The organism is Sorangium sp. So ce124 (assembly GCF_051525235.1).
Classification (GTDB): Bacteria; Myxococcota_A; Polyangia; order Polyangiales; family Polyangiaceae; genus Sorangium; species Sorangium atrum.
Genome location: NZ_CP150312.1, coordinates 4,469,648 through 4,492,965 on the forward strand (window position 1 = coordinate 4,469,648; position 23,318 = coordinate 4,492,965).

At 72.1% G+C, this 23,318-nt stretch carries 24 protein-coding genes; 13 read left to right on the plus strand and 11 right to left on the minus strand.

Annotated features, from left to right (window positions below; all coding sequences use genetic code 11):
* Positions 1–49: 49 nt before the first annotated feature.
* Positions 50–661, minus strand: coding sequence for a bactofilin family protein (locus tag WMF19_RS16850; RefSeq protein WP_437329618.1), 612 nt, complete (start codon positions 659–661; stop codon positions 50–52).
* Between the two features lie 248 nt (positions 662–909).
* Between WMF19_RS16850 and WMF19_RS16855 the strand changes: the two genes are divergently transcribed.
* Positions 910–2,349, plus strand: coding sequence for a hypothetical protein (locus WMF19_RS16855; RefSeq protein WP_437900056.1), 1,440 nt, complete (start codon positions 910–912; stop codon positions 2,347–2,349).
* Positions 2,350–2,400: 51 nt separating this feature from the next.
* Here WMF19_RS16855 and WMF19_RS16860 read toward each other — a convergent pair whose 3' ends face one another.
* Positions 2,401–2,976, minus strand: coding sequence for a DUF99 family protein (locus WMF19_RS16860; RefSeq protein WP_437900057.1), 576 nt, complete (start codon positions 2,974–2,976; stop codon positions 2,401–2,403).
* A 60-nt stretch (positions 2,977–3,036) separates the two neighbouring features.
* Here WMF19_RS16860 and WMF19_RS16865 point away from each other — a divergent pair, with 60 nt between their 5' ends.
* Complete coding sequence (locus WMF19_RS16865) at positions 3,037–3,708, plus strand: AMIN domain-containing protein (RefSeq protein ID WP_437900058.1); 672 nt, start codon at positions 3,037–3,039, stop codon at positions 3,706–3,708.
* Positions 3,709–3,762: 54 nt separating this feature from the next.
* Here WMF19_RS16865 and WMF19_RS16870 read toward each other — a convergent pair whose 3' ends face one another.
* Positions 3,763–4,731, minus strand: a complete 969-nt coding sequence (locus tag WMF19_RS16870) for a COX15/CtaA family protein (protein ID WP_437329621.1) — start codon at positions 4,729–4,731, stop codon at positions 3,763–3,765.
* A 190-nt stretch (positions 4,732–4,921) separates the two neighbouring features.
* On the opposite strand from WMF19_RS16870, the gene WMF19_RS16875 reads away from it, so the two are divergent.
* The 7 genes from WMF19_RS16875 to WMF19_RS16905 all read left to right on the plus strand — a co-directional run bounded on the left by WMF19_RS16875 (position 4,922) and on the right by WMF19_RS16905 (position 11,591).
* Positions 4,922–6,088 (plus strand): diguanylate cyclase, encoded by a 1,167-nt coding sequence (locus WMF19_RS16875; protein ID WP_437900059.1) that lies wholly within the window; start codon positions 4,922–4,924, stop codon positions 6,086–6,088.
* A 21-nt stretch (positions 6,089–6,109) separates the two neighbouring features.
* On the plus strand, positions 6,110–7,573 hold the full coding sequence (locus tag WMF19_RS16880; protein ID WP_437900060.1) for a sigma-54-dependent transcriptional regulator: 1,464 nt from the start codon (positions 6,110–6,112) through the stop codon (positions 7,571–7,573).
* A 90-nt stretch (positions 7,574–7,663) separates the two neighbouring features.
* Entirely contained in the window at positions 7,664–9,055 is a 1,392-nt protein-coding gene (locus tag WMF19_RS16885; protein WP_437900061.1) for a TolC family protein, read from the plus strand.
* Positions 9,056–9,154: 99 nt separating this feature from the next.
* Positions 9,155–9,946, plus strand: a complete 792-nt coding sequence (locus tag WMF19_RS16890; RefSeq protein WP_437329625.1) for a cytochrome c biogenesis protein — start codon at positions 9,155–9,157, stop codon at positions 9,944–9,946.
* A 4-nt stretch (positions 9,947–9,950) separates the two neighbouring features.
* A complete protein-coding gene (locus WMF19_RS16895) occupies positions 9,951–10,229 on the plus strand; it encodes a CcmD family protein (RefSeq protein WP_437329626.1) in 279 nt (92 codons plus the stop codon).
* Positions 10,229–10,372 (plus strand): hypothetical protein, encoded by a 144-nt coding sequence (locus WMF19_RS16900; protein WP_272098058.1) that lies wholly within the window; start codon positions 10,229–10,231, stop codon positions 10,370–10,372. Before WMF19_RS16895 ends, WMF19_RS16900 begins: the two co-directional genes overlap by 1 nt.
* A 79-nt stretch (positions 10,373–10,451) precedes the next feature.
* Entirely contained in the window at positions 10,452–11,591 is a 1,140-nt protein-coding gene (locus WMF19_RS16905) for an acyl-CoA dehydrogenase family protein (protein WP_437329627.1), read from the plus strand.
* A gap of 66 nt (positions 11,592–11,657) precedes the next feature.
* Here the strand turns inward: WMF19_RS16905 and WMF19_RS16910 are convergent, their stop codons facing one another.
* Both WMF19_RS16910 and WMF19_RS16915 read right to left on the minus strand, forming a co-directional pair.
* Positions 11,658–12,623 (minus strand): FHA domain-containing protein, encoded by a 966-nt coding sequence (locus WMF19_RS16910; RefSeq protein ID WP_272098060.1) that lies wholly within the window; start codon positions 12,621–12,623, stop codon positions 11,658–11,660.
* 259 nt (positions 12,624–12,882) lie between these two features.
* Positions 12,883–13,032: a hypothetical protein gene (locus WMF19_RS16915; RefSeq protein ID WP_272098061.1), complete on the minus strand. Its 150-nt coding sequence runs from the start codon at positions 13,030–13,032 to the stop codon at positions 12,883–12,885.
* A 300-nt stretch (positions 13,033–13,332) separates the two neighbouring features.
* On the opposite strand from WMF19_RS16915, the gene WMF19_RS16920 reads away from it, so the two are divergent.
* Together WMF19_RS16920 and WMF19_RS16925 are read left to right on the plus strand one after the other, a co-directional pair.
* Positions 13,333–14,559 (plus strand): protein phosphatase 2C domain-containing protein, encoded by a 1,227-nt coding sequence (locus WMF19_RS16920; protein ID WP_272098062.1) that lies wholly within the window; start codon positions 13,333–13,335, stop codon positions 14,557–14,559.
* 11 nt (positions 14,560–14,570) lie between these two features.
* The gene (locus WMF19_RS16925) at positions 14,571–15,281 is read left to right on the plus strand and encodes a pseudouridine synthase (RefSeq protein WP_437900062.1); all 711 of its coding nucleotides are present in this window, start codon (positions 14,571–14,573) and stop codon (positions 15,279–15,281) included.
* Here the strand turns inward: WMF19_RS16925 and WMF19_RS16930 are convergent.
* The 6 genes from WMF19_RS16930 to argJ form a co-directional block, all read right to left on the minus strand.
* Positions 15,247–16,350, minus strand: coding sequence for a dipeptide epimerase (locus WMF19_RS16930; RefSeq protein ID WP_437900063.1), 1,104 nt, complete (start codon positions 16,348–16,350; stop codon positions 15,247–15,249). The two genes, WMF19_RS16925 and WMF19_RS16930, sit on opposite strands and share 35 nt — an antisense overlap.
* 25 nt (positions 16,351–16,375) lie before the next feature.
* Positions 16,376–16,987: a TlpA family protein disulfide reductase gene (locus WMF19_RS16935; RefSeq protein WP_437900064.1), complete on the minus strand. Its 612-nt coding sequence runs from the start codon at positions 16,985–16,987 to the stop codon at positions 16,376–16,378.
* 20 nt (positions 16,988–17,007) lie between these two features.
* Positions 17,008–17,475: a 3-hydroxyacyl-ACP dehydratase FabZ gene (gene fabZ / locus WMF19_RS16940; protein ID WP_272098066.1), complete on the minus strand. Its 468-nt coding sequence runs from the start codon at positions 17,473–17,475 to the stop codon at positions 17,008–17,010.
* A 41-nt stretch (positions 17,476–17,516) separates the two neighbouring features.
* Positions 17,517–18,125 carry an OmpH family outer membrane protein gene (locus WMF19_RS16945; protein ID WP_437329632.1) on the minus strand — a complete coding sequence of 203 codons (609 nt, stop codon included), beginning with the start codon at positions 18,123–18,125 and terminating at the stop codon, positions 17,517–17,519.
* 48 nt (positions 18,126–18,173) lie between these two features.
* Positions 18,174–19,055: a hypothetical protein gene (locus WMF19_RS16950; protein ID WP_437900065.1), complete on the minus strand. Its 882-nt coding sequence runs from the start codon at positions 19,053–19,055 to the stop codon at positions 18,174–18,176.
* A gap of 329 nt (positions 19,056–19,384) precedes the next feature.
* On the minus strand, positions 19,385–20,560 hold the full coding sequence (gene argJ / locus WMF19_RS16955; protein ID WP_437329634.1) for a bifunctional glutamate N-acetyltransferase/amino-acid acetyltransferase ArgJ: 1,176 nt from the start codon (positions 20,558–20,560) through the stop codon (positions 19,385–19,387).
* Between the two features lie 125 nt (positions 20,561–20,685).
* Here argJ and WMF19_RS16960 point away from each other — a divergent pair, with 125 nt between their 5' ends.
* Positions 20,686–22,302 (plus strand): hypothetical protein, encoded by a 1,617-nt coding sequence (locus WMF19_RS16960; RefSeq protein ID WP_437900066.1) that lies wholly within the window; start codon positions 20,686–20,688, stop codon positions 22,300–22,302.
* 9 nt (positions 22,303–22,311) lie between these two features.
* Entirely contained in the window at positions 22,312–23,172 is an 861-nt protein-coding gene (locus WMF19_RS16965; protein ID WP_437900067.1) for a hypothetical protein, read from the plus strand.
* The last annotated feature ends 146 nt before the right edge of the window (positions 23,173–23,318 follow it).

The window sequence follows — 23,318 nt, forward strand, 5'->3', positions numbered from 1 at the left end:
CACGCCTGCGCACTACAGAAAACATGCTTTCTTCGGACGAGGTCGGAATTCAGCGATCGGCGTCGGCGCGCTTCACGTTCACGCCGCTGGCGCCGCGCTGCGCGCTGCCGCCGCTGTCTTCGCTCGTGGGCGCGGCGCTCGCGGCCTGTCCGGCAGCGTCGGCGTCGGGCTCGGACGAGGCCGCGGGGGGCCGCAGGGGCCGCTCGCCTGGCTCCTCGTCGAGCGGGGCCATCTTGCAGGAGCCGTCGAACTGCACGCCGCGATCGATGAAGATGGCGGGCGCGTGCAGGGCGCCGGTCACCTTGGAGGGAGCGTAGAGCTCGATGGCGTCGCGGGCGCGGATGCTCGCCTGGACCTCGCCGCCCGTGACGATGCACGTGACCACGTGGATCTCCCCGATCACGAGCGCCCCTTCGCCGATCACGAGCACGTCCTCGCCGCGGATCTCGCCGCGGAAGCTGCCGTCGATGCGCACGCGGCCCTCGAAGAAGAGCTTGCCTTCGAAGTGCGTACCGCGGCCCAGGAGGGCGTTGATCTCGGTGGGCCGGTGGCCCCCGCCGTCGTCGCCGCGCGGGCTTCCTGGGGATCGCGGCGAGAGGGGCGAATCCCTGTCGCCCGGGAAGGACATCGGCTCCATCGCCTGCTGGCTTACTTCAGGCATCGTCACATTCGCAACGGGGGTGCGCGTCAGTCGCGTAACGGGCGCGCCGAGGTGGCCGTGTATGTTGAGTGATTTCCGATGCTTGGAGACGAATTGCGGCAGGGTACGTTTTCTGCAGAGGGGGCGGACCGAGCAGGTGTCCCGGCGCGCTGACCGCGCCGGTGGACGGCGCGCGGAGGGTGAGCCGACGTCTGGCCGAGCGCGCGGTGGAGCGTGAGGGTCCGAGGCGACCAGGAGAGGGAGTGGAGATGACGTTCCGATCGTTGCTTGTGGCTGCCGGTGTCCTGGGCAGCATCTCGGTGGCGTCCGCGCAGACGCCGCCCGCGCAGCCGACAGCTCCACCGGCCGATCTCACGCCGCCTCAGCCGCCGCAGCAACCGGCCGCCCCGGCGCCGGCCGCGCCCGGCGCTCCCGCTGCCGCGCCCGGCGCTCCCGCTGCCGCGCCCGGCGCTCCTGCCGCGGCTGCCGGCGCCCCTGCGGCTGCGCCGGGCGTGGCTGCCGCGCCCGCCGCTGCTCCGCCCGCGGAGCCAGCGCCGCCCGCGCAGCCGGAGCCTCCGGCAGAGCCGCCGTCGGCCCCGGCGACACCGCGGTCCGACGCCGTGGTCTCGCCGGTGGTGCGGTTCGATCTGGCCACCGCGGCCGATACCGTACAGGAGGAGGACGAAGAGACGAACCTGCGCTGGCGCGGGACCACGTTCACCTGGAACCAGGCCGGCAGCACGACCCTCTTCGGCGTCGGCGGCGAGTACACGCCCGACATCCAGGTCTACGGCTGGGATTTCACGCTGCGGCCGAGCTACTACCTGCTCGACCGCCCCAAGGACAAGGTGTCGCTGTCGGCCGAGATCGGCTGGCTCGTCGAGCTCACGAACAGCGACACCACCGCCACGTACCGGGAGCCGCAGCTCAAGGACACGACGCTCGGCGCCCGGTACAGCCGCGCGCTCTGGGAGAGCGGCGGCGCGAACAAAGGCGAGTACAAGACGGACGCCGCCATGCGGCTGCGCGTGACCCTGCCGACCTCGCCGCAGAGCTGGAACTCGGGCGACTACTTCACCGTGTCGGTCGGCCCGCAGGTGAGCCAGAAGATCAAGCTGCTCGGCTCGAAGGCCGACGGGCTCAACCATGTGACGGCGACGCTCGGCGTGACGTATGCCCACCTGTTCTCCAGATCGATCATGCGGGTGAACCCGGACCTCCGACGACTCCGGCAGAACCCGAGCGGTGAGAGCGAGCTCGACGAACAGCTGAGCGGGTATGCCCAGGTCCTCAATCGCCTGACCACGAGCCTCGATCTCGACGTGCCGCTCTACAAGGACCTCTCGCTGGGGACGAGCTTCGGGCTGCTCAGCCGGTTCAAGCCCGAGCTCGGAGAGGGATGCCTCAAGATCAGCACCGGCTGCGCCCCGTATACCTTCGACGGGACCACCTACCTCCCGAACACGGCGTTCGACATCAACGTGAGCTACCCGGTCTACGAGGTCGTCGACCTCACGCTCGGCTACAACAACACAACGGCGCAGCTCGGGGAGGACGGCCAGCGCAGGAACTTCTTCTATAGTCCTGACGCCCAGTTCTATCTCGACATCAACGCCAACCTCGACGTCATCTACTCGAAGGTGACAGGCCGCGGGAAGAAGGCCGAGAAGGCGGGCGCCGCCAGCGCTTCGCGCCGGCAGGCGCTCTGACGCGCGCGAGCCGTCGCGGCTCGCGCGCGTCAGAGGCTCGTCACCGTACCGTTACGCGCGCCCGCGGCTCTCGCCGGTGGTCAGGCCGCCGGCGATGAGGTGCGCGGCGCGCAGGGGCTCGGGGAGGTGGCCGTTCACCGAGAGCCGCGCGATCAGCGCGCTCGCGTCGTCCAGCGAGATCCCGGCGCGCTGCACGTACACGCTCGCGACGGGCTCCATCGGGCCGGCGCGCTCGATGAGCGCCCACTTGCGGCGCCCTCCCCGGACGCGCGAGAGCAGCGCGTCGCGGATCGCGTCGAGGTCCGGGAGGCGCCGCGCCACCACCACGACCGGCAGGGCGAGGGCGTCGTGCAGCGCCGCGAGATCGACGACGTTGAAGCCCGCCACAGCGATGCCCTGGAGCATGACCACCTGCGCCTGGGCGTAGAAGCGGGAGCCGCGGATCATCGCGGCGATCGCGGGCGTGGCGTTCCGCCCGTCGCGCCTCACGCGGGTGGAGAGGACGCCCTCGAGGCGCAGCCCCGAAAAGACGGTCCCGACGACCTGCACGTCGCCGCGGTGGTCGCGGGCGAACGGCGCGTCGTCGACCCCGATGACGTGCGAGAAGCGTGGAGCGCGGGCCGGCACACGCGGAGCTTAACGTGCTGCCGTCTTTGCTGGGCCAGGCGGTCGTGCTGTACTGATAGAATGCGACCTTCCAGGCACCTCTCGCTGAGCCTTCTGCTCGCCCTCGGCCTCGCCTCGTCGCTCGCCCTCGGGCAGGGCGCCACCGCCCAGCCGGCCCCGAAGGCCGCCGCGGCGCCGGAGAAGGCCGCCGCCCCGCAGAAGCCGGCGGTCAACAAGCCGCGCGGCGGCAGCGCCGGCGCGCCGAAGCGCCCCGGGCGCGCGCGCAAGCCCAAGAAGGACGCGCAGGCGAGCCTCGCCGGGCGGCCGGTCGCCACCTTCCCCGGCTTCCGCATGCTCCCGGCCGGCGGCTCGCGCGTGTTCGTGCAGATCCACGGCGGCAAGGTCGACGTCGCCGAGTCGAAGGCCGCCGGACGCCTCGTCTACCGGCTGAAGGGCGCAGGGGCGATCCAGACGAACCGCTTCCCGCTCGTGACGTCGTTCTTCGCGACCCCGGTGACCCAGGTGCAGCTCGTCGGCCAGGGCAACGATCTCGACATGGTGATCGACCTGCGCACCCAGACGGACGCGGCTTACCGCGTGCTCGAGACCGATCAAGGGATGGTGCTCCAGGTCGACTTCCCCCCGTCCGTCCCCGAGCAGCGCGCCGCGGCGCCGGCCGAGGGATCGCGCAAGCGCTCGGAGCGCCGCACGATCTCGCAGGAGCCCGGGAGCGACGAGAGCTCGGATCTCTAGCGTTCCGGCTGGCCGCGGCCGGGGTCCGGGCCGAGCTCGCCGCCAGAGGGGCAACTAGATGGCGACGGCCTCCCGCCGGGCCTTCTCCCCGGGCGGACCCGCGTCCGCCGCCGAGGCCGGCTCGCCCATCGCCGCCGCGGCGAACGTGACGAGGACCATCCACAGGAGATCGGCGAGCAGCAGGTGGACGAGCTGCATCCACACCGGCGCGAGCAACAAGAGGTTGAGGAGCCCCGCGCCGATCTGCAGCAGCACGAGCGCTCCGGTCGCCGCCGAGAGCCGCGCGACCTCGGGCGAGGGGCGCCGGGCAGCGACGGCGCCGCGGGCGAAGAGGAGGTAGACGGCCACGGCCGCCGCCACCGTCGGGTGCAGCACGCGCAGCTGCAGCAGGAAATGCGCCGCGGGCGAGAAATCCTGCGCCAGCCCCTCGCGGAGCGAGCCCGCGGCGAAGAGCGTGTCCCCGAGCGCGGCGATGGCCCCGGTCACACCCACCGCGAGGACGCCTGCGAGCCCGGCGCCGAGCAGCGCGCCCGTCACCCCCTGGCCGCGCAAGCGCACGCGCCGGCCCCCGCGCGCCCAGTAGAGGGTGCAGGTCATGGCGCCCACCAGCAGGAACGTGTTGATGAGGTGCACGGCCATCCAGAGCGCGCGCGCCGCCGACGCGTCGTGCGCGACGTACTCGAGCAGGACGATCCCGGCGCCGACCGCCGCCTCGGTGATCATGAACAGCATCGACGCGGCCGCGCCGCCGCGCACCGGGTGGCCCGACGGATAAGCGACGAAGGCCCAGACGAGCTGCAGCGCGACGAGCAGGAACGCGATGCCCGAGGTGGCCCGGTGCGTGAACTCGATGAAGGTCGCCGCGCTCGGAGAGCGCGGGATGACGTCGCCGTTGCACGTCGGCCAGTGGCTGCCGCAGCCGGCCCCCGAGCCGGTCGCGCGCACGAACGCGCCCCACAGGATCACGCCGAGCGTGAAGGCCAGCGCGAGCGCCGCGAGCTTCCAGAACCGCGCCTGAGTCATGCCGGGTCCTTACCGCGAAACCAGCGCGACGGCAGCCCGCGCGAGATCGGCGATGCACGGGCAACCTGCCCAAGCAACTCCTGCGATCGGCGGCCCCACCGCGCGCGATCGCGCGCGACCAACGGCGAGGCGGCGTCCACCGCAGCGCGATCTCGTTGCGCCCGGCCCCGGCTGAAGGGAGGATGTGCCGGTGCCGAACAGCGACGAACTCCGAAGCGCTTCGCTCTCCGCGCCGATCGAGCTCCCGAGCGGTCGACCGGCCAGGATCGTCGTTGCGGACGACGACCGCCTCGCGCGCCAGATGCTGGCGAGCATCCTTCAGAAGGCGGGCTTCCAGGTCGAGGCGGTCGACGACGGCCAGGAGGCGATCGAGCTGATCGGGCGGGGAGGGGTCGATCTCGTGCTCCTCGACATCGTGATGCCCCGGCTCACCGGCCTCGAGGCGTGCAGGCTGCTCAAGAGCATGACGTCGGAGTCGTTCCTCCCCGTCGTGCTGGTCACCGTGAAGAGCGACACGGCGAACCGGGTCGAGGGGCTCAAGATCGGCGCCGACGACTACGTCTGCAAGCCGTTCGAGGAGGAAGAGCTCCTCGCGCGGGTCGGGGCGATGCTCCGGATCAAGCGGCTGCACGACCAGGTCGCGGCGCAGCGCGCCTACCTGGAGCAGCTCTCCATCCACGACGAGATGACGGGGCTCTACAACTACCGTTACCTCTTCACGCGCCTCAACGAGGAGTTCAAGCGCGCGGAGCGCTACCACGAGCCGTTCGCCTGCGTGCTCGTCGACATCGATCGGCTGAAGGCGATGAACGAGACCGGGGGGCGCACGCTCGGCGACGCCGTGATCCGGCGCGTGGCCGATGGGATCCGCCGCTCCGTCCGGGAGGTGGACGTGGTCGCGCGGTACGGCGGCGAGGAGTTCCTCATCGTCCTGCCGAGCACCCACTTCGCCGGGTCGCTGACGGTGGCCGAGCGGATCTGGCGCGAGGCCTCCGGCAACCCGGTCGAGTTCGGCGGAGAGGTGAGGCCGTGCAGCGTCTCGATCGGCGTCTCGCTCTACCCCTCGCGCGACGTCCGCTCCAAGGACGCGCTGATCCGCGCCGCGGAGAGCGCGCTCAACCAGGCGAAGCGCGAGGGCGGCAACCGGATCTGCGTCTTCCAGCAGCACGGCCACATCTACACGCCGACGGCGAGCGGCGAGCCGCAGTCCTCACCCCCGCCAGGGAAGCTCCGGCGCTCGAGCGATCCGGCCTTCGCCGCGACGCACGCGGCGCACACGGCTGCGGAGGAGCCGAAGGAGCCGCAGACGCGCCGGGGCACCGACCTCCCGCCCTTCCCCTCACGCAAGCCGCTCTAGCCCCGCTCGCCGCTCCGCCTCGTGAACGCCGCAGATCGCGCCCGTATCCTCCTCGTCGACGACGAGCCCGCCCTGCGCCGCGGCCTGGCGCGCGCGCTCGTGCGCGACTTCGACGTCCTCACCGCCGAGGACGGCCCCGCGGCGCTCGGGCTGCTCGCGACGACCCGCGTCGAGGCGGTGCTGCTCGACCTCGCCATGCCGCGCATGAGCGGCGCCGAGGTGCTCGATCGGATCAGGGCCGCGTACCCCGACGTCGAGGTCGTGGTGATGGCCGGCCACGCCGACCTCGACGCCGCGATCGCGGCCGTTCGCGCCGGCGCGTACGGGTTCGTGACGAAGCCCGTCGACGCGGAGGCCGCGGTCGCGATCACGATCGAGCGCGCGATCGAGCGCGGTCGGCTCGAGCGCCGCGCGCGGGCCCTCGAGGAGCGGGTCGACGAGCACGAGCAGCTCGGCGAGGTGATCACGAGCTCCGCCGCGATGCAGGACGCCTACAGGAAGGCGCTCGGCGTGGCGGCCGTCGCCGCGCCCCTCCTGCTGGTGGGCGAGCGCGGGACGGGCAAGGAGCTCGTCGCGCGCGCCGTCCACCGGCGCGGCCCGCGCGCCGCGCGGCCGTTCGTCGCCGTCGACTGCAGCGCGCTGCCGCCGTCGCGGGCCGAGGACGAGCTCTTCGGCGAAGGCGGCGACGCCTCGCCGGACGGCCGCGCCCGCGGGGGCCTGATCGAGGCGGCGGACAAGGGCACGCTCTTCCTCGACGAGGTCTCGGCGCTGCCGCTCGCGGCCCAGGCCAGGCTGCTCCGGGTCCTCACGCACGGCGAGATCGCGAGGGCGGGGGGCGAGCCGCGCCGCGTGGACGTGCGCGTGATCGCGTCGACGTGCGAAGGCCTCCGCGAGCTCGCCTCTTCAGGCCAGCTCCGGGAGGATCTCGCGTACCGCCTCGGCGTCATCGTCGTCGAGCTGCCGCCGCTCCGGCGGCGCAGGGAGGACGTCGCGCTGCTCGCGAGCCACTTCCTGAACCGCTGCGCGCGCAGGCACGGGCGCGACGTCAAGCGGATCGGCCCGGAGGCGGCGCGCCTGCTCCGCGAGCACGCGTGGCCGGGCAACGCGCGCGAGCTCGAGAGCGCCATCGAGCACGCCGTGATCTCCGCGCGCGGCGAGGCGATCCTGCCCGCGGATCTGCCGCCCTCGGTGTCGGGGCGCTCCGGGCCGCCGCTTCGCCCTCCGAGGGACGCGCTCGTCTTGCCGGCCGAGCTCTGCGATCTCCCCTACGCGGAGGCCAAGGAGCGCGCCGTCGATGCGTTCGACCAGATCTACGTCGGGCGCCTGCTGGAGCGCACGGGCAACAACCTCAGCGAGGCGGCGCGGCAGGCGGGGATGGATCGCTCGAACTTCCGGAGGCTGAAGAAAAAGGTCGCCTCGCGCGGAGACGAGGCCGCGCAGGGGGAGACCGACGGGGCGGCCCCGGGCAAGGGCGGCGCGGGCTGACGCGCGGACACGTCGGCGCACGGCGCGCGCGCACGTCGCGCGCGCACGTCGCAGAAGCGCGCGGCCGGCTCGTGCTACGTTGCGCCGAAAATGGCCCGACGCGCTGCACGAGCTGCCCTTGCTGCCGCCGCCGTTTCCCTCGCGGTCCGGCTGGCGCCGCTCCCTGCTGCCGCCGCCGACGCCGGCGGGGCTCCCGGGCGGCGGGCGGCGGTGGTCCACGATCTCCCCGGTGTCCTCGCGCTCGCCGACCGCAATCACCCGAACGTCGCCGTCGCCCGCGCGAAGCTCGACCAGGTCCGCGCGCAGCTCGACGAGGCCCGGTACGCCCCGTTCTCGCAGTTCAAGCTGACGGGCGGCGTCGCGCTCGCGCCGACCGTCCGCGGGAACAACGTCTTCAGCCCGAACACCGACGTCTCGCTCACCTCGAGCCTCGGGGTCGGCTGGCGCGTGAACATCGACGGCGTCATCCCGCTCTGGACGTTCGGGAAGATCACGAACCTCTGGGACGCCGCCGAGGCGAACGTCCGGGTGAACCAGGCGAGCGTCGAGAAGGAGCGGGACGCGGTGCGGCTCGACGTCCGCAAGGCCTACTTCGGCCTCCAGCTCGCGCGCGACTCGCGCAGCCTGCTCGTGGACGTGAGGGCCGAGATGGACAAGGCGCTCCGGCGCCTGGAGGAGCAGGTCGAGCGCGAGGAGGGCGATCCCATCGAGCTGCTCAAGCTGCAGACCTTCGGGGCCGAGCTCGAGGCGCGCGGGGCCGAGGCCGACAAATACGTCTCGGTCGCGCTGGCGGGGCTGCGTTTCTACACGGGCGTCGCGGATCTCGACATCCCCGACCTCCCGATCCGCCCGCCGAAGCACCGGCTCGGCCACGTCACCCGTTACCTGACCGCGGCGCGCCTGTACCGGCCGGAGCTCGCGCAGGCGCGCGCGGGCTTCGACGCGAGGTCCGCGCAGGTGCGGCTCGCGCGCGCGCAGCTGTTCCCCGACATCGGCATCGCCGTGCAGGTCGGGGTGAGCGCCGCCCCGGAGGTCGCGGATCAGCTGAACCCGTTCACCAACGACCCCGGCAACTTCTTCCACTACAGCGCGGCGCTCGCGCTGCAGTGGAAGCTCGACCTCTTGCCGCAAGCGGCGCGCATCCGCGCCGCCGAGGCGCAGCTCGAGGAGATGGCGGCGACGCAGCGCTTCGCCATGGGCGGGGTCGCGACCGAGGTCGAGACCGCCTATGCCGAGGTCGTGGAGGCCCAGAAGCGGCTCGACGCCTACAGCAAGGCGACCAAGTACGGGAAGCGCTGGCTCGTGATGGTGCAGCAAGGAATCGACGTCGGGACGATGACGGACAAGGATCTCATCGATCCAGCCAAGGCATATGCCACGAACCGATTTAACCAGCTGAACGCGACGATGGATCTCGACATGGCGATGTCGCGGCTCGCGAAGGCGACCGGCTGGGACGCCATCGCGCCGGACGGCACCTGAGCGAGGGGGCGGCCGCGCTGAGGCACGCGCTGCGTCGCTCGGCTCCGCGTCACCCCGGCTTGAACGCGACCGTCCTTGGCAGTACGGTGCGCGGACAGCATGGGAGCCAACGTCAACGTCGAGCAGGCGCCGCACAAGGTGGCTTTGGCAGCGAACGGTGATGCGGCGCGGCGCGCGGCGAGCGGGGCCTCCGCGGGCGCCAGCATCGCGTTTTACGTCCTGCTCGCGGCGTCGGCCCTCGCCATCATCGGCACTCTCCACTTCGTGGCCTACGTCGTGCCGACCGAGGCCACGATGGGGATCGTGCAGAAGATCTTCTACTTCCACGCCCCCGCCGGGTACGCGATGTACATCGGCGCGACCGTCTGCTTCATCGGCTCCGCCGGCTACCTCGCGCGCGGCACCCAGCGCTGGGATTCGCTGGCAAAGGCCGGCGCCGAGGTCGCCGTGGCGATGGGGCTGATCGTCCTCGTCACCGGTCCGCTGTGGGCCGCCAAGGCGTGGGGCGTGTACTGGACGTGGGATCCGCGCCTCACGACGTCGCTGCTCAGCGTGCTTATCTACATCGCTTACGTCGTGCTCCGCGCCTTCACCGGCGACAGCGACGCCGAGCGCAAGTTCGCGGCGGCCCTGGGCGTCCTCGGCGCGGCCAACCTGCCGATCATCCATTATTCGGTGAAGATGTGGGGCGGTAACCACCCCACGGTCATCACGGGCAAAGGCGGCGGCCTCGGGCACCCCGACATGAAGATGGCGCTCGGCTTCGGCTTCCTCTCGTTCACCCTGCTCACCCTCGCGCTCGTGTGGGCGCGCTACCGCGTCGATCTCGCGTCCGCGCGGCTCGCGGAGATCGAGCAAGAGGCCCTCGAAGCCGGCATCGGAGAGGACTGACAACGTGAATTCCCATCATTCCTTGTTCTCCCATGCGGCGTTGCAGCAGCCGACGAGCACCGCGTCGGACGACCGGTCGCAGGCGTTCCGCCCCGTCCAGGGGGGGAACGACATGCAGAGCGGAGAGAAGCTGCTGGTCGAGGCGTACGCCGCGATCTGGCTCATCCTGTTCGCGCTGGTCTTCCTCTCCTGGCGCCGGCAGAAGCAGATCGACCGGCGCATCGACGCGCTGGAGGCCGCCGTGCAGAAGGCGCGGTCTGGAGCAGGCCAGGGGGCGAGCTGATGCCGAACCTGGGGGAGATGACCCCGCAGCACGCGCTCTACATCCCCGTGGTGCTGATGCTCGGGCTGATCGTCGGCTACATCCTGGGCAGCCGCGCCGTGCGGGCCGAGCTAGAGCGACGTAAGCGCAGAATGAAGCAGTGACGGGGGCGCAGGCCCTCGTCCCGCGTAGCTGGCGGGCTCGGTGAGCGCCGTCCCCGCCCCACGAGCCGGAGGTCACAAGGTGGTCGATTTCTCTGTGAGCGAAGAGCACAAGGCTCTCATCGATACGGCGCGTCGCTTCACGAAGGAGCGCATCCTCCCGATCGCGGCCGAGTGCGATCAGAAATCGTACTTCCCGATGGATGTCTTCGTGGAGGGCTGGAACATCGGGCTCGTCAACCCGACCTGCCCGGCCGAGTACGGCGGCCCGGGGATGGGCGAGCTCGAGAACGCCCTCCTCGCCGAGGAGCTCTCGTACGGGTGTACCGGGATCCAGACGAGCTTCCTGGCGAACGGCCTCGCGCTCACCCCCATCAAGCTCGCCGGCAGCGAGGAGCAGAAGAAGAAGTACCTCGGCATGCTCACCGCCGAGCCGATCATGGCGAGCTACTGCACGAGCGAGCCGGACGCGGGCAGCGACGTCGCGGGCCTCAAGACCCGCTTCACGAAGCACGGGGACGACTACGTGCTGAACGGGCAGAAGTGCTGGATCACGAACGCGAGCTACGCGCGCTACTACGTGATCTTCGCGACGTCGAACCCGGAGCTGCGGCACAAGGGGATCGCGGCGTTCATCGTCGACCGCGACACGCCCGGCCTCCGCGTCGGCAAGAAGGAGGACAAGCTCGGCCAGCGCGCGAGCGACACCGCCCAGGTGTTCCTCGACGATGTGAAGGTGCCGAAGGCGAACCTGCTCGCGCCCGAGGGGCAGGGCTTCAAGCTCGCCATGGAGACCTTCAACCAGACCCGCCCGGACATCGGCGCGGCCGCGACGGGCCTGATGCGGCGCTGCGTCGACGAGTGCGTGGCCTACGCCAAGGAGCGCAAGACCTTCGGCCAGCCGATCGGCAGCCACCAGCTCATCCAGTGGATGCTCGCGGAGATGGCGATCCGCGTCGAGGGCACGCGCCTGCTCTACCAGAAGGCCGCGTGGAACCTCGATCACGGGGTGCGCGACCCGATCGTCTCGAGCTTCGCGAAGGCCTACGGCGCCGACAGCGCCATGCAGACGGCCGTGGACGCCGTGCAGGTGTTCGGCGGCAACGGCTACGTGAAGGAGTACCCCGTCGAGAAGATGATGCGCGACGCGAAGGTCCTCCAGATCTACGAGGGCACGAGCCAGATCCAGCGCCTCGTCATCGCGCGCCAGCTTCTGGCGTAGCGCGTAGCGCGTAGCGCATAGCGCGCCGCGAGGGCGCGCCAGCGGCCGCGAGGCGCGGCCGGCGTGTCAGATCTGCGGGTGCCAGATCAGGGTGAGCTCGGGGCCGAGCGTGAGCGCGAGGCCCTCGGCGGGCACCATCACGCGGCGGACCTTCTGGCCCGCGAACCTCGTCCCGTTCGTCGAGCAGAGATCGAGGGCCATGATCTCCGTGCCGTCCCGCAGGAGCAGCAGGTGGGTCCGCGAGATGTGCGTGCTCAGGACGGCGCGCAGGCCGCGGTCCAGGCAGTTGTCGGCGCGCCCGAGGAGCACGCCGTCGTCGAGCGCTTGCTGGGGCAGCTCGACCGCGGCGCTGCGCTCGCTCGATTGCAGCGTGAGCCGCACGTACCCGCTCTTCGCGCGCGGAGCCACCATCTCCTCGATGTGCGAGACGGGGCGCACCGACGTGATGTGAGAGATCTCTCCGCGGGCGAAGCGATGGCTGGTCGTGATGCCCTCGGTCGCCGCCGGCGGCGCGGCGCCCTCGCTGACGGCCTTGCCCGCGATGCTCTCGATCCCGCGCGGCGGCTCGCTCATCCCGCACGAGCTCACCTCCAGCGCCCTCGACGAGGCGCGCGGCCCGACCGGGAGCCCGCCGACCACGTGCTTGCCGATGCGCACGAGCAGCGGGCCGCTGACGACGATCGACCGCCGCGGCACGTCGTCGTCCACGAAGAAGGGGATCGAGGTCTGCAGATCCATGAGCCGCAGGCCGAAGGCGCCGTCGGGGAGGTTGCAGCAGGTGGCGACCAGGTGGCGCACGCAGACGTCGTCGCCCGACGCGAACTTCATGTCGCAGCGCGGGTGCGAGCCGAAGACGGCATACGCGCCGCTGTTCGCGGGCAGGTCCAGCCACGCGACGTCACCGCCCGACACCCGGAACAGCCGGTACCCCTCGCTCATCGGCGACTCGGGAGGGTTCAGCGCCATCACCGCCTCGGCGGTGGACAGGGCGCGCCGCATCGTGGCGACGTCGATCCGCGGTTCTACCGTCATCGCGCGCTCCACGAGCGGCGCGAGGTCGCGCGCCCCGCAGTCCGCGTCGGACCGCCGAGCTCGAGCGTGAACGGCGGAGTCGCTGCGCAGGCCTCCGGCAGAGCCGCGGCAGGAGCGAGCGTGGTGGATGTCAGACAGCGGCGAGGCCTCATGCGGTCGAGCCGAATCCTACCGGAATTTTTCGTCTGGGGCTCTTTCGCTGCGCGCCCCGAATCTGCTGTGGCCGGCGGGGCTCAGGTCGAGACGACGGCTGTCCGGCTCAGCTCACGCCGACGCTGACCTCCGCAACGAGCTCGCCACCCCAGCGCCAGAAGGCCACCGAGCGGCTGAACAGGACGATGACCTCCAGCCCGAGCCCTCCGCCCAATTCGAGCCGAAAGCGCCCGACGTCCACCTCGATGAGTTGCATGCTCCCCGAAGACGCGAGAGTCGGGCCAACCGTGGATCCGTGCGCGTTGCACGCTGGTGTGTCCGCCGGAGGCACGGCCTCGCCGCGGCCGGTGCGCAGGGCGCGCCGGCCCGCGTCGGCGGGCCAGGGCGACGACGCGCTGCGCGCCGCCGCGCGAGGGGGGCAGCGGGCGGCGACGTGGCGCGCGCTCGCGGCGGGGGCAGGGGCGAGCGCCGGCGGGCGCAGGCGAGCGGGCGCGGAGCCGTCGCGGAGCCGTCGCGCGGTCGTCGACAGCCGCGCCATTTTGACGCCGCCCGCACGGTGTCTATCCTGGTCGCGGTGTCCCGGATCCTCCCACGCTTCGACTATCGCATCGAGTTCGCCGCATCGACCGATGTCGGCCTCGTCCGCCCGAGCAATGAGGACCGGATCCTCTGTTGCCCCGAGCTCGCCCTCTTCGGCATCGCCGACGGGATGGGCGGCCACGCCGCGGGCGAGGTCGCGGCTCAGATCGCCGTCGACACGGTGCGCGCCGAGGTGCTCCGCCCGCCAGCCGCCGACATCCTCGACGCGTACGTGGCCGACCCGAACATCGAGGCGCGGCGCGAGGTGTTCGCGCTGCTCCGGCGCGTGGGCGAGGCCGCGCACGCGGCCATCCTGGAGGCGCGCCGCACGGAGCCGAGCTACCAGGGGATGGGCACGACGCTCGATTTCGTCGTGCTCGCGCACAGCCGGGCGTTCTTCGCCCACGCGGGCGACAGCCGCGCGTACCTGGTTCGCCCGACGACCACCGTCCAGCTCACCCAGGACCACGCCCTCTACGATACGCTCCGCGCGGCCGGCAACCCGACCCCGGCCAGGAAGCCGCAACGGAACCCGCTCGTGAACGCGATCGGGCTCGCGGGCACCGTCGCGGTCGACACCGTGTTCGTCGATCTCTCGCGCGGCGACCGCATCGTCCTCTGCACCGACGGGGTGCACAACGCGGTCGACAGCGAGGCGGCGCTCTCCCGCTTCTGCTCGAAGGGCGGGCCCGAGGAGGTCGCCGCCGGCCTCCTCGGCCACGCGCGCGAGCGGGGGGGCCACGACAACGCGAGCGTGATCGTCATCGACATCAAGGAGCGCTTCGTGAAGCGCGCGGACGACGCCGGCCCGTCCTCGCGCGATCTGTCGGTGCTCTCCGCGTGCCCGCTCCTCGCCGGCATGAGCCCCGCGGCGGTGCTCGGGGCGCTCGCGGCCGGCGTCGAGGTGGAGCTCTGCGCGGGGGATCGGATCCCGCGCGACGTCGCCAGCGATCTGGTCGCTTACCTGGTGCTCGACGGCGCCGTGAACCTGCCGGACGGGCGGCGCGTCGGGTCCTCCGGGCTGCTCTTCCCCGAGTCGCTCGTGGGCGCGCGGCGCAAGGGCGATCTGCCCGTGGCCGCGGCGCGCACGCGGCTCATCCGGATCCGCAAGGACGATTTCGCCGAGGTCTGCGAGCACGACGCGGATCTCGCGGCCGCCCTCTACCAGCGGCTCGCGCGGTACCTCGCGCTCGGGACCGGATGAGCGGGGCCGCGATGCAGCTCTCCCTGCTGCACCTGGACGATCGCGTCGCGGCCTTCGCGAAGCCGTCCGGGCTGCTCGTGCACCGCGGCTGGGGCAGCGCGCCGGTCGTGTTCGTCGACCTCGCCGAGCGCGCGCTGGGCCGGAAGGTCTATCCGGTCCACCGCCTCGACCGGGCGACGAGCGGCGTGCTGCTCGTCGCGCTCGACTCCGCCGCCGCGGCGCTGCTCGGCGCGCAGTTCGAGCAGGGCCTCGCGCGGAAGCGCTACCTGGCGCTCGTCCGCGGCGTTCCCCCCGAGCGCGGGTGCATCGATCACCCGATCCCGCGGCGCGAAGGGGGCCCGCGCGTCCCGGCCGTCACCGACTTCGAGCGCCTCCACGCGCTCGAGCGCTACGCCGTCGTCGAGGCGCGCCCGCGCACGGGCCGCCTGCACCAGGTGCGGAGGCACCTCAAGCACATCAGCCACCCGATCATCGGCGACGTGAACTACGGCAAGGGCGAGCACAACCGCCTGTTCCGCGAGCGCTATGCGCTGCACCGCCTCGCGCTCCACGCGGCCGAGCTCGCCGTCGCCCACCCCGAGACGGGCGCGCCGCTGCGCCTCGCCGCGCCGCTGCCCGACGACCTGCGAGGCCCGTTCGATCAGCTGGGCATACCGGCGTGGATCGGCGCCGTCGGCGACGCGACAGCTAGCCCGCCCCTGGATCGCGGCGCTCCGGGGTGACGCCGTGGCCGGCGCGGATCCCCTCGAGGGAGAGCGCCGGGCCTCGCTGGAGGAAGCCGCCGTCGAACGGGTTCTCGGCGAGGAACATCGGCGTGTCGAGATCGACGAACGAGAACCCGCCGAGGCCGGCGGCGAAGCACGCCGACGCCGTCATCGCGAGCACCGACTCGACCATCCCGCCGATCATGAGCCCGAGCCCCGCGGCGCGGGCGACCGCCGCGATGTCGAGCGCCTCGGCGATGCCGCCCTTCATCAGCTTGATGTTGACCACGGTCGCCGCGCGCTCCGCCGCGACGCGGAGGACGTCCTCCGCGGAGGCGGCGCTCTCGTCGGCGGCCACGTCGACGCCGGCGCGCCGCGTGACCTCCTTCATGCCGTCCCAGTCGTCCCGAGGCACCGGCTGCTCCAGCAGCGCGACGTCCGCGCCGAGCCGGCGCGCGTGCGCGACGAGCGCGAGCGCCTCGCCCGCCGTGAGCCCGCCGTTGCCGTCGAGGATCAGCGACGCCCCGGGCGCGGCCGCGTGGATCGCCTCGATGCGCGCCGGATCCGACGCGGCGAGGCGGCCGCCGACCTTCACCTTGAGCGTGCGGAATCCCATGCCCGAGGCGCGCCGCGCGGCCTCCTCCGCGCGCTCCGGCGAGCCGGTGGTGATGGTGATGTCGGTCGTGAGCGCCGTCCCGGAGCCGCCGAAGAAGGCCCAGAGCGGCATGCCGGCGCGCTTCGTCAGCGCGTCGAGGATCGCGGTCTCGATCGCGCAGCGCGCCGCGCCTGCGCCGCCCCCGGCCGCCGTGTGGAGCGCGCGCGCGACGGCGCGCCACGCGCGCGCGTCCGAGCCGACCACGGCCTCGCGCAGGGAGAGGGCGGCCGCGCGCGACCCGTCCTGCGTCTCGCCGTTGAAGGCGGGCAGCGGCGCCGCCTCGCCGAAGCCGAGCGTCCCGTCGGCGAGCTCCACGGTGACGAGGAGGTTCGCCGCGCGCTCCTGCGCGCCGCCGGCGATGCCGAACGGCTCGTGCAGCGGGATGTCGAGCGCCTCGACCGAGACGCGCCGGATCAGGGTGGGGGTCGTCAAGACGAGCGTCGCCTCCTCGGGAGCCTCAAGGGGATTGGCGGCCGCCGTCGGCGGGCGGCGGAGCGGCCCCCGGGCCGAGGAGCGCCTCGATCTCCCGGGAGATCTTGTCCTCCTCGCCATCCTCGTAGCCCGCGTGGATATGGCGCACGACGCCGCCCCGATCGACGACGAACGCGGTCGGCATCCTCCGCGGCTTGTACGCCTTCTCCGCGCTCTGGTCCTTGTCCCAGAGGATCTTGAACCTCACCCCCGCCTCGTCCGCGAACGCCGTGAGCTGCTCCGTCGAGACGTCCTCGGGCGCGTCGAGGGAGACGGCGAGCACGGCGAGATCGCCGCCGAAGCGGTCGAGGAGCGCCTGGTACTTGGGGAACGACTTCCTGCAGGGGCGGCAGTAGGTCGCCCAGAAATCGACGATCACCACCTTGCCGCGCGCGTCCTTGAGCGTGGACGGCCCCTCGCCGCTCACGACCTCGGCCGCGAGCTCGGGCGCCGCCGAGCCGATCAGGCCGCCGCCCGTCTCGGGCGCCGGGGGCGCGAGGGGCGCGGCGCCGCCGCAGCCGCCCGCGAGCGAGAGGGCGAGCGAGGCGCAGAGGGCCGCGAGGACACGGGCGAACGACGGCGATGGACTGGGCCTCATGACGAGATCTCCCTCCTCGGTCAGGGCTCGCGATCGACGATGGAAGCGAGCATCTCTCCCTCGGCGCAGAGCGTCCCGTCGACGCTCGCCTCGCCGCGCAGCTTCCAGACGTTCGAGCGGTGGTGCAGCACCTCGGCGTAGAGATCGAGCCGGTCGCCGGGCGTCACGGTGTGGCGGAACTTCGCCTTGTCGATGCCAAGGAAGAACATGAGGTTCGACGTGGCGTCGAACGGATCCGACGCGTAGGCGAGGATGCCGCCGAGCTGCGTGAGCGACTCCAGGATCAGCACCCCGGGCATGATCGGCCGCTGGGGGAAGTGCCCCTGGAACCAGGGCTCGTTGTAAGCGACGCACTTGTAGCCGCGGATGCACTTGTTGGCGGTGATCTCCGTCACCCGGTCGACCATCACGAGGGGGTAACGGTGCGGCAGGATCGACAGGATCTGATGGATGTCGAGCGTGACGGGCGCTTGGGTTCGGTCAGGCAAGGCCGGCTCCTTTCCGCGGTGTGGAGCGCGCGGGCGGCGCGCTACTTCGCGTCGTCCTTCTTCTCTGCCTTGTCGCCGCCGGCGTCGTCCTCGCCGCCGCCGGTGTTGTAGAGCTGGATGACCTGCTCCGTCAGGTCGAGATCGGCGCGGACGTACGGGGCCGCTTGCTTGTCGAAGATGATCTCGTAGCTCGACTTCTTCGCGATCCTGCCGACGATGAGCATCATCTTCTTGAGGATGGGCCCGGTGAGCTCGCCCTGCTTCTTCTGGAGCTCCTTGTTGTAGTCGACGAACACGGTCTGGAGCTCGACCATCTGGCGCTGCCAGTCCTCCATCCGCTTCTGGAGCGACTCGCGCGAGAGCACGCGCGACTGCTTCTCGATGTCCTCGCGCGCCCGCTGGAGCTCGGTCTGCTTCGCGTCGAGCTCCTGCTGCCGCCGGTCGAAGAGCTTCTTCAGCGTGGCCTGCGCCCGGATGCCGTCCTCCGTCTGCATGACGGCGTGCTGCACGTCGACGACGGCGATCCGGGTCTCGGCGGCGGCGACGCTCGGCACGGCGAGGGCGAGCGACACGGCGGCGGCGCGGGCGATCCGGACGAGGAGCGGCGCGGACCGATGCGCGGACCGATGGACAGGAGAGCGGGCGACCATTGGAGCCGATTACCTGCCGCGTGACGGACGGTCAAGGTGTGCGGCGGATCAGAGGCACTTGCCCGAGATGCAGCTCTCGCCGTCGGGGCAAGGCTCGTCGAGCGAGCACTCCGGCGCGACCTCCTCCCGCGTCTTGCAGAACCCGTCGTCGCAGCCGACGAAGCGGCTGTCGATGAGCTGGCAGGCCCGCGTGTTCTCGCACGGGTAGTGGCAGTAGCCGTCATCCATGCACTCCTGGCCCTGCGCCGCGCAGGCCTTGGCGCCGCAGCCGGGCTGAGGAGAGGGGTCATCCATGCACGCGCCGGTGGCCGCATTGCACACCTCGCCGGGCGCGCAGTCCGCGTGCGTCGCGCAGCCGGTGGTGCAGGCGCCGTCGACGCAGACCGCGCCGCCCTCGCACGGGGCCGCGTCGCTGCACGCGGGGTTCGCGGGGTCGGGGACGCAGACCCCGCGGTCGCAGCGCGTGCCGGGCTCCGCGCAGGGCGCGGCGTTGGAGCAGCCATCGGCGCACTCGCCGTTCACGCACACCCTGCCGTCGCCGCACTCGTAGCTGAACTCGCACGCCGCGATGCAGAGCCCGTCGACGCACCGCGTGCCGTCCTCGCACGCGCCGTCGCCCTCGCAGGGACACGTGGTGAGCTCCGCGTCGCACTCGCTCTCCGCGCCGCCCGCGCCGCCCGCGCCGCCCGCGCCCCCGCCGCCCTGACCCGGGTCTGCCGGACCCGCGCCGCCCCGACCGCCGCTGCTGGTGTCGACGTCCGGCTCCACGGGGCGACACCCGTAGCCGTCGCAGAGGAAACAGTTGTCGCCATCGGGGTCGCACTGGAGCGACGCGTCGCCACAGCCGCCGCAGCCCGTCGCGGTCGCGGCGATCATCAGGAACAGCGCGCCTCGACCCAGGATCTTCGCAAGGGGGGAATGAAGAAGCATCGAAGTCCTCCAGCGGCGGCCGGCACCGGCGCGGCCTTCCCGCACGACTACCATGACGCGCGCTAACACGCAGCGTGCCACGGGGCGGCAGGAGAGGAGGGCCGGGAAGCCCGACGAGGCGCTCATTTTGTGAACCCGCTTGTGAACCTGCGTTCACCTGCGCTCGTCGCGCGAGGTTCACTGATCCGCGGGGTCGCGCGGCGGCGAGGCGGGGGACGGCCGGCGCTCGAGGCCCGGGAGTGATGTGGAATGCCGCAGCAGGCGCTTCCGGTCAGGGCGAAGGCGCGGGGGCGCTCCTGCGAGCGGCCCGGCCGGTCACCCCGTGAGGATCAGGAGCGGTACCCCGCGTTCACGTCGACGTAGCCGTGTCCGAGATCGCTCGTGAGGTACGCGAAGTCGCCGGGGCCGCTGCCGAGCACGAGCTCGATGACGTAGGTGTCGCGCGCGAGCACCTCGTTGGCCTTGAGCTCGGCTTCCGCCCCGACCGGCGCGCCGTTCCGTACGATCGGGATCCCGCCGACGAGGATCTGGGCCTCGCGCGGGTCGAAGGGGACGCCGGCGCGGCCCGCGGCGGCGAGCAGCCGCCCCCAGTTCGCGTCCTTGCCGAACAGCGCTGTCTTCACGAGCATCGACGTGGCCACCGTGCGCGCGACGGCGCGCGCGCCGTCGCGCGTCGCGAGCCCGCGGACGCGGATCTCGGCGACGTGCGTGCTGCCCTCGCCGTCGGCCACCATCGAGCGCGCGAGCTCGCCGCAGACCTCGGTGAGGCCCGCCGAGAGCTCGTCGCGCGAGACGCGGCGCTGGGACGCGCCGGAGGACAAGAGGAGCACCGTGTCGTTGGTGCTGGTGTCCCCGTCGACGCTGCACGCGTTGAACGTCACGTCGCACGAGGCCGCCAGCGCCTCGCTCGCCTCGCCGGCGTCGAGCACGGCGTCGGTGAACAGGAAGACGAGCATCGTCGCGTGGGGCGGGCCCACGTCGGGGTGGATCATCCCGGCGCCCTTGCCGATGCCGAGCAGCGTCGCGCCGGCGCCGAGCTTGCGCTGCGCGAGCTTCGGCCAGCGGTCCGTCGTGCAGATCGCCTGGGCGAAATCGAGGTAGCCCTTCGGCGACAGGCGCGCCGACAGCTCGGGGACACGCTCGATGATCCGGTGCGCGGGCAGGACGGCGCCGATCACGCCGGTCGAGGCGGGGAGCACCTCGTCCTCCGAGGCGCCGATGGACTCGGCGACGGCGCGCGTCGTATCGAGCGTCGCCTTCCACCCTGCCTCGCCCGTGCAGGCGTTCGCACACCCGCTGTTGGCGACGACGGCGCGAGCGCGCCCCGACCGGACGCGCTGCATGGCGATGTCCACGGGCGCCGCGCGCACCAGATTCCGCGTGAACATGCCGGCCACGACCGCCGGCTGATCGGCCACCGCGAGCGCGACGTCGATGCGCCCGTCTTTCCGGATCCCGGCGCTGACGGCGCCGAAGCGAAAACCTGCAACTGGCTCGAAGCTCATGAGGGCGCGGAGTCTACGCACGAACGCGCGCCGGGAGAAAGCGACAAGCGGAGGGCAGGCGCCGCGGGGGATGAGAGGCCCGGAGGCGGCCGAGCTGAGCGCGGCATTTGCAATGCTCTGCCCCGATGATCTCGGTCCGTATTGTCGACATCAAGGGCCTGTATCTGCCGGGCTTTCCCGACAGCACGGCGCCGCCGGGGACGACGCGGGCGGCTGGATACAAGCCTGGTTACAAGAGCCTCGATAACCGAGGACGCGTCTACATCAATCGAGATCTCGACGGGCAATGGGCAAAGAATACGCAGCTCGTCGAGATCACCGTCGAGGTGACGAGCTCCGAGGGCGAGCTGCCAGAAGGAGCCCGGATTCGCTGGAGCGCGCGCGATCCCGACGATCCCTCGAATGAGCGGCCGGAGGTGCACCCGGACTGGGCTCCCACCCTCGACGAGAACGATTACGACGCCGCGGGGAACTATGTGGGGCCGGTCGAAGGCGACAACGAGGGAACGCAGGACAGGGCGCCTGGCTGGGAAGAGTTGGAGGGCTACGCGCTGTCCGACGTGACGCAGACCAGCGCGAGCACGGCGATCGTCGGGGGGAGGAGCAAGGTCCGGCGCCACATGACCGATATCGCCGGAGACAACCTGATCGTGAGCGCCGCGCTCGACGCCGCCGGCGGCGCCGAGGCGGCCGGCGACGAGACCGGGATCATGACGCTCTGGCGCCGGATCGACGTCGAGTACATCCGGATGCAGAGCGCACCCCCGCTGCCCGTGGAGCTGGTGCCGGCGCACTTCGAGCCGGTCTTCAGCCAGCTCGATTTCGCCGAGGCGCGCGTGATCCCGGACCTGCAGCGCCTGGCGCTCGACGCGGAGACGCTCGGCGACATGGCCTCGCGCTTCGTGAGCGAGCACTTCGAGCACGCCGGGGACCCTGGCTGGTTCTGCCTGATCGCCGCGCTCGAGCCGCACCCGGTGCCCGAGGTCCGGGGCGAGGTGCTTTTCTCCGGGAGCGTCACGATCCTGGACGGCGGCGAGGGCGAGCGGCGCAGCGAGTACGTGGAGATCCCAGGCACCCACCCGGACGCGAGCTACATCACGTTTCGCTGGGAAAACTGGCAGATCAGCTTCTCGGTCGCGAGCGCGGCCATCCTCGACGACCCGCCGCGGACCCGCCTCTGGCTGGCGCCGCACGACATCCAGAGCCAGTTCACGGCGGGCGACGGGTCCCTGGCGCACGCGTACGAGAGGCGCCTCTTCTTCTTCCCGCGGGCCCGCCGCAGGGAAGGGGCGTGGGAGCCTCCGGGCTACGGCATCCCCGCGAGCGCCGAGGCCGACGTGCGGGGCTCAGGGGCCGCCTATGTCGCCGGCATGAGCCCCACGATCGACGTCGGGCCGGCGAGGTACTTCGCCGGCAGGACCATCCTCTTCACCCATCACAGGGCGTGGTGGGATCCCGAGGCGGCGCAGCCCCGGCGCGGCTACGAGCAAGGCACGCTCCACACCATCGTCCACGAGCTCACGCACGCCTTCGGGATGCCGCACAAGTGCGGCTACTTCGATTACCGGACGCCGCGCCGGACGACGTGCTGCATGAACTACGGGTCCCACTGGATGGTGGACGCCGACCAGCAGCTCATCCCTGGGACCGACGGGCGGGTCGGCAACGACCTGTGCGGGCGCCACGTGAAGGAGACCCGGCGCGTGCGCCTCGAGAACAACAGGGGACTTCAATGGAGATGAGGGGCTGTCATGTCCGATGAACACACGCGGAGCGCCGGGGACCCGGTCGGCCCGCCTGGGCTGGTGCTCCGCTCGCTCGACCACGATCGCCGCTATGTGCTCGGCTTCCCCCTGCACGTGGCCATCACGCTGTGCGCCGACCGCCCTGGCGCCTGCATCCTGCGGCTACCGCGCCCGAGCTGGGCGGGCAACGCAGGATCCATCGGCGTCCGCCTCGCGCGGGCGGACACCGGCGAGGAGGTCGTGAGGACCGAGCCCTCGCCGGTCGTGCTCCCTGAGCACGGCACGCCGGTGTTCCGCCTGTGCCCGGGCGAGTGCAGGCGCATGCTCATCGACGTCTCGTCGTACCTCCCGGCGGGGCTCGATCCCGGGCAGTACACGCTGGCGATCGTCTACGTCGGGCCGCCGAACCGCGCGGAGAGCGCGCCGGTGCCGATCGAGCTCGCGGCGCCGAGCCCCGAGGAGCAGCGCGAGCTCGGGCGGCTCGCGCCCGAGGCCGCCCGCGCGGGCTCCTGGGGCCGCTGGACGAGCCTCCCTCCGGACAGCGGCGCGGCGGTCACGGGCCGCGTGGAGCCGGGCGATCCGCTCCGCTTCGACAGCATCTTGCGTTATCTGTTGTACGGGCCGCAGCCGCTCGGCGACGTGGACCCGGCCATCCTCGACGTGCTCCGCGGCGTTTACGAGCCGGAGGCCCAGGCGCTCCGTGCCGAGATCTACGCCGCGCGCGGGGACACGGCGCGCTTCGCGGAGACGGCGGCGCTCATCCGGGCCGCTCACCCGGGGCTCGGCTGGTGGATCGAACAGATCGAGGCGGGGCAGAGCGAGATCGGCTTCGTCCGGGCGTGCCGGGCGAACCCGTGCGGCGGGTGAGCGGCGGCGCCGGTCCCCGTCTGCCAACGCCCTCGCCGCCGCGCCGGCTCCACACGCGGATCACGCGATTGCAACACGATGTTCACCTTGAGCGGGTTCAATCGTCGCAGAGCGATGCTTGACGCGATGCGAGCGATGGCGAGGTG